Raw genomic sequence first — 4,775 nt, forward strand, 5'->3', positions numbered from 1 at the left:
GTTGTTAGCGATCGCTGGTTTTTGATCCTACCTCACCAAATCGCGTTGCTCCCGGGAAGCTAAGGGTTGGCTAGGACTAAAAGAATATCAAGTCCGGGACAAAAGAAGTCTACTCCGACATTTTATCTTGGTTTTTTGTGCCTATACTTTTATTCTTTGGCATCAAATGACTGGGGGCTTAAGACGAAGGTGGGCGAACAAATCTTTGAACACCTTTACTGAAGCTTTAGAGGCTTTTAGAACAGCTATGTCTTATCGGTTTTTTGATTGGTTGACCCATAATCGTGACGTATTTGCCGCCTATAAAGCTAGTTTGGGCTACATTTGGATTTAATTTTTGTTTAAGTCCCATTAATAGCGATCGCTTCTATCTCCAAGGCGTAAAATTATTCCATTGAAACCAGCTTGAGCCAGAATCAGAGTATGCAGAGGTACGGTGGATTGCTTCTGGATTACCCCAGCAACAGCAAGCATTGATGGCGAATGTAGGCTTATCCTGAAATGTTCCATCTGGTAAAAGAATCTGGTAAACTTCATCCTCAGCCCATACTTCCACCCATTCTCGGCTGATGTATTCGGCGTAAAACTGACTCCACCCAAATGAAAGCCAGCGCTCGTCAGTTTCGCGGTCATAACGCCACAACTTGAAGGCGAGGTTCCAATGTGCAAGAAAGTCGAGCGCCACCGACTTGGAATTCATCAAAATTTCCTTATCACCAGGAACGAGCATTAACTCCTCACACAGTCTGGGAAGCTCCACAGTCATGCCGCCGTACTCAACGGTGTACCACTCGATTCCGCTAATGCCTTGGCTTACTTGTTCTGCCCAAATTGCTTGTCGTTTATCAGCTGTATCTTGCGCTCTTTTTCGGAACATATCGAAACGCAATACTGCTTCTACTGGGGGTAATCCGCCTTTTACTAGATGTTGTTGTAGTGCAAGGTCACACGCAGACTCCCAACCGGTTGTATTTATTTGGTCGATTTGAGCGGCGATTACGGCGGCTCTTTCATCATGAAATCGTGTCATTAACCTATCCTTATCCGTTACTTATTTTCTGTTTAATGGACAGGCTTTACAGTTGTTCATATAAATTAAGTAGATCCCACAAGTAATGGTTACGTAGCCAGTAGTAAGAAAGATGCAGGCAACTGAAGACTGAAGACTGATGGCTATTAAACCAATACCTGTTCTTTCTTGCTAACGAAAGCACCTGCCTGCCTTAGCGCTGCACCAAGACTGGGATGAGCGAAAAATTCTTCTACAGCTTTGGTCAACCCAGCCGCAACAGCCGGCTCGTGGCAAGCGTAGACATAAATGGGCTGCTGTACACCGTTAACCAATCGCGTTTCTTGGTGATGCCTTCGGCGGGCTACGCCTACGCCTAACTGTGGGTAAAATGTTCTCACCCATGTCCCAAGATGTCCGCGATAGTGAGGGTCACTGATAGGGACTTTCTTTCCAAGTTCGCTCTCTGCAAAATTTACAACCCCAAGCCAGCGTTCTTCTGAAGGAATCAACATTTTTCTGTTATGTTCAGCCAAAAGGTTTCCGGCATAGTCTTTAAATTGCTGTTCCATGTATGGGTTGAGTCTGCCACCAGTTAACTCAGCTAAAGTTTTCATGGCCAGGACAAGAGTATGCAATCGCTGTTCAACTGGAGGGAGGGCTGGTGTACTGGGTTGTTCTTGTGGTTGAGTAGCGGGTTTTGTCCAGCCCATAATGTCTTGCATCCAGGCGCGAACACCGATCCGGTTAAAAGCTTTGCATACAAGTCTGGCTTGCTGTTTGCAGTGCCGCCCAGCATCAAAAGCGTAATATTCAATAACGGCAGCAACACCCATATCAGGTATTCCCTCATTCCAGGTTTCCAATACCGCAGGGCTAAAGCCTTGTTCTATAAGGCTTTGGGCTAATGCAGAGGGTTGCAGTGCCGCACTTAGTAACGCACGACGAAGCGAAGAATCTTGTACATCTGCCAGCCTTGCAGTTGCACGAATACTGGCTTTACCTTGTCCATTAGAGTCAACAGTAATTTCTTGCTTTATCTGTTCGATAATTTGAGCTACTTCGATTTGTGACATAACTTTAGTTGGGTGATAATTTTTCGTTGTTGATTAGAGAGAATTAGACATTCACGCGCACCAAACTTTTTTCACCAACCAGTGAGAAACGATTACATATAGTCCGTGATTGAGTTAAGGTTGGTGACACCAATTCAACAAGGTAAAACCAAGAGTTATTCACAAGCCCAATCCCCAAAATCAGCCGTTGTTTTGTTCCTTTGTCGTGAGAACAGAGCATTACTCTTTCGCCCAGAACGAAGGCAGGTTTTTGCACTTTGATGGCTTCTAATTCTCCAGTCCCGATGATTTGGTTCTGTGTAGCGTGGAGTATTTCATTACGGCAATCAATTGAATAAATCCAGCACTCATGCTTCCATTGCATACCGCAGCAATAGCCAAATGTTCTCGTGGTTCTCAGGTAAACTCTCTCCAGTAGATTCACCTCAACGGGTGGAATTGTTCCACGCCAAGGTGGAGAAAGATACCAACATGTTTTGAATGCATTAATATGGTCAATCATGCTTTTCTCCCCAATCTGGCAGAGTAGCTGAAATAGTTTTCGCGTAAAGTTTCATGATTTTCTCCCCTGAGATTAATAACCTAAAAATCCTTAGCGAGGGTAGCCCCAGTGTCTGGGAATCGATATTGTGGGTTGCATTGTTGTGATTGGTGAATCAAGGGATGGGTTAGGCAGAGGAGCAAAGAAGCAGGGGAGCAGAGGAGAGAGATTGTACAGATTTTTCCCCTCTGCACCTCTGCCCTCTATTCCCCCTGCCCCCTTCACGCTGTTACAGGCTCCCGTAACTGTTGCCAGTTTTGAGCGGTTAACTGTTCAAAGGATAGGTCTAGCAATTGCTCACAGTTAGCCACTTCAGCAGAGAGCAACTGCTGTAATTCCTCAGTAGTCAGTTGCTCTAAGGGTCGGGATTGCAAGTATTTGTGAACTGGTTCAGCCAGCGATGTATCCACCATCGACAATGAGCGCACAGCATCAAACACGGAGTTAGAATACTGCTGCTGACCTGAACAACGCTTCTTCACCCACCAGTTCCGGTCAGTGCATCCGACTTGCCCCAGTTTCACGCCGTTGTTGTTGTAAATGCCATCATCGAGAACTTCAAACCCATAATTCTGGCACTCGTTGAAGATATGCGCCATGATTTGGTTTTCAGTAGAAGAGGAAGGAATGGGGGTTCTTGAGCGGAGGGGCAGAGGAGAAAGCTGTTGTAGGTTTTTCCCCTCTGCACCCATGCTCCCCTGCACAAGAGCTTCTACTAGCAGTGTGCCATCTTTGTAGTGAGTGCAGATGAAGCGATCGCAACGCATTAGAGTGTTGGCACGAAATAATTCTTTATCGTTGACCATGACTACCCAGCGTTGCGTTAAGTGGTTGTCGTCATGACTGATGCTGGCTATCAGTTTGTCATTTGAAGTAACAGAGTTGACCCAGGAGGAGCAAAGCGATCGCTTGCACTTGGAACGGCAAGTAGAAAAAGCGTTTTACCTTGCGGGTAAAGCCTTAACGCAATTACAAGACAGAAAGCTGTACCGAAGTACGCATAAAACCTTTGAAGAATACTGCCGTGAGCGTTTTGGTTTTGAGCGGCGTTATCCGTACAGGTTAATAGAAAGTACAGTAGTCGTCAGGGCAAACGCATCTAAAGTATAAGAATCCCTTAATAGCAAGGGTTTCGGCGTTTTTAAATTTAGCCTATTTTTTCGTCAATATCCTTATCCAGCAAGGGTTTCAGAAATCCCGTGCGTTCGCCCTGCAGTGGTCGTGGATAATCTCATAAAAATGTGTCCTAATAGATCACAAATTTCACCCACGAGTGAGCGCCAGGTTAGACTGATAACAAAACTGGAACCTCAACAGCAATGGTCAGACGCTCGCGGACTCGCTAATGCTGCGCTATCCGCCAGTCATACAGAATACCCAACTGAATTCTGACTCGTGACTCCTGAATTCTGTTCGATAAATGATACGTATAAATAAAATTGTTATATGAGGCCGATTATAGTTAAGATTTTGACAGCTTTTATAATAAGTAGGTTGGCGTCAAGAATTATCATTGGGATAAAGCAGTTATTGCAGGGGCAGGGAGAAAAAGGGGCTTGAGCGAATGGCACTAAGAAAAGTGCAAATGTATTGTTTACAAGGGTTCTATCACTTTGGAAAAACGTAGGCTAATGAAGCAGCGATCGCAAACTGAGAGTTGCAGATTATTCTGATTCCCGACCTTAAAACTATTAGTTTTCTAAACCTCTTACCAGGCAAGTATTTCAGCTTTTATTAGTGCCATTCGGGCTTGAGCCTTGTTTACTTTTATTTACATAGTTTGGTTTGATTGTGCCAGCTTACTTATCCTAATTAATTTAAATAAGTCGGTTTCAAAAAACCCAACTCTATAAAGAGAAGTAAATACGGAAAATACATCTACAGAGGTAATTGAGAGATGGGCGCGTAGAGATTTGCAAAAATGTTAAGGAAACCACCAGATGATTGCTAAAAGCTGGTTCAGTCGAGGTTGGCAGTGGAAGATTGGGGGTTGTATCTCTTTAGTGGGGACACTCTCAATAGGAGTAAGCGAGAATGTCTTGGCTCAAATCGTGCCTGACAAGACGCTGGGTGTTGAAGGTTCTGTCGTTAAACCCAAGAACCTATCCCACTAATAATATTTTGTGAATCCAGATGTGGATAGTAGCGA

At 44.5% G+C, this 4,775-nt stretch carries 6 protein-coding genes and 1 pseudogene; 3 read left to right on the forward strand and 4 right to left on the reverse strand.

Features of this window, described 5'->3' with window-relative positions:
• Positions 1 to 52 precede the first annotated feature (52 nt).
• A pseudogene (locus tag ACFE90_RS36365) lies at positions 53 to 334 on the forward strand (IS701 family transposase); the annotation flags it as partial.
• A gap of 33 nt (positions 335 to 367) precedes the next feature.
• Here the strand turns inward: ACFE90_RS36365 and ACFE90_RS36370 are convergent.
• The 4 genes from ACFE90_RS36370 to ACFE90_RS36385 all read right to left on the reverse strand — a co-directional run bounded on the left by ACFE90_RS36370 (position 368) and on the right by ACFE90_RS36385 (position 3,432).
• Positions 368 to 1,030 carry a hypothetical protein gene (locus ACFE90_RS36370; RefSeq protein ID WP_375507100.1) on the reverse strand — a complete coding sequence of 221 codons (663 nt, stop codon included), beginning with the start codon at positions 1,028 to 1,030 and terminating at the stop codon, positions 368 to 370.
• A 146-nt stretch (positions 1,031 to 1,176) separates the two neighbouring features.
• The gene (locus ACFE90_RS36375; protein ID WP_375507101.1) at positions 1,177 to 2,085 is read right to left on the reverse strand and encodes a hypothetical protein; all 909 of its coding nucleotides are present in this window, start codon (positions 2,083 to 2,085) and stop codon (positions 1,177 to 1,179) included.
• Positions 2,086 to 2,128: 43 nt separating this feature from the next.
• A complete protein-coding gene (locus ACFE90_RS36380; RefSeq protein WP_375507102.1) occupies positions 2,129 to 2,587 on the reverse strand; it encodes a DUF1392 domain-containing protein in 459 nt (152 codons plus the stop codon).
• Between the two features lie 260 nt (positions 2,588 to 2,847).
• The gene (locus tag ACFE90_RS36385) at positions 2,848 to 3,432 is read right to left on the reverse strand and encodes a hypothetical protein (RefSeq protein ID WP_375507103.1); all 585 of its coding nucleotides are present in this window, start codon (positions 3,430 to 3,432) and stop codon (positions 2,848 to 2,850) included.
• A gap of 40 nt (positions 3,433 to 3,472) precedes the next feature.
• Here ACFE90_RS36385 and ACFE90_RS36390 point away from each other — a divergent pair, with 40 nt between their 5' ends.
• Positions 3,473 to 3,736, forward strand: a complete 264-nt coding sequence (locus tag ACFE90_RS36390; protein WP_375507104.1) for a hypothetical protein — start codon at positions 3,473 to 3,475, stop codon at positions 3,734 to 3,736.
• An 830-nt stretch (positions 3,737 to 4,566) separates the two neighbouring features.
• Positions 4,567 to 4,740, forward strand: coding sequence for a hypothetical protein (locus ACFE90_RS36395; protein ID WP_375507105.1), 174 nt, complete (start codon positions 4,567 to 4,569; stop codon positions 4,738 to 4,740).
• The last annotated feature ends 35 nt before the right edge of the window (positions 4,741 to 4,775 follow it).

It is taken from the genome of uncultured Nostoc sp. (assembly GCF_964245445.1).
In the GTDB taxonomy this organism is placed as follows: domain Bacteria; phylum Cyanobacteriota; class Cyanobacteriia; order Cyanobacteriales; family Nostocaceae; genus Nostoc.

Coding starts and splice junctions, on each gene's coding strand:
- ACFE90_RS36370 (WP_375507100.1), bottom strand. CDS start 1,030: ATGACACGATTTCATGATGAAAGAGCCGCCGTAATCGCCGCTCAAATC.
- ACFE90_RS36375 (WP_375507101.1), bottom strand. CDS start 2,085: ATGTCACAAATCGAAGTAGCTCAAATTATCGAACAGATAAAGCAAGAA.
- ACFE90_RS36380 (WP_375507102.1), bottom strand. CDS start 2,587: ATGATTGACCATATTAATGCATTCAAAACATGTTGGTATCTTTCTCCA.
- ACFE90_RS36385 (WP_375507103.1), bottom strand. CDS start 3,432: ATGGTCAACGATAAAGAATTATTTCGTGCCAACACTCTAATGCGTTGC.
- ACFE90_RS36390 (WP_375507104.1), top strand. CDS start 3,473: ATGCTGGCTATCAGTTTGTCATTTGAAGTAACAGAGTTGACCCAGGAG.
- ACFE90_RS36395 (WP_375507105.1), top strand. CDS start 4,567: ATGATTGCTAAAAGCTGGTTCAGTCGAGGTTGGCAGTGGAAGATTGGG.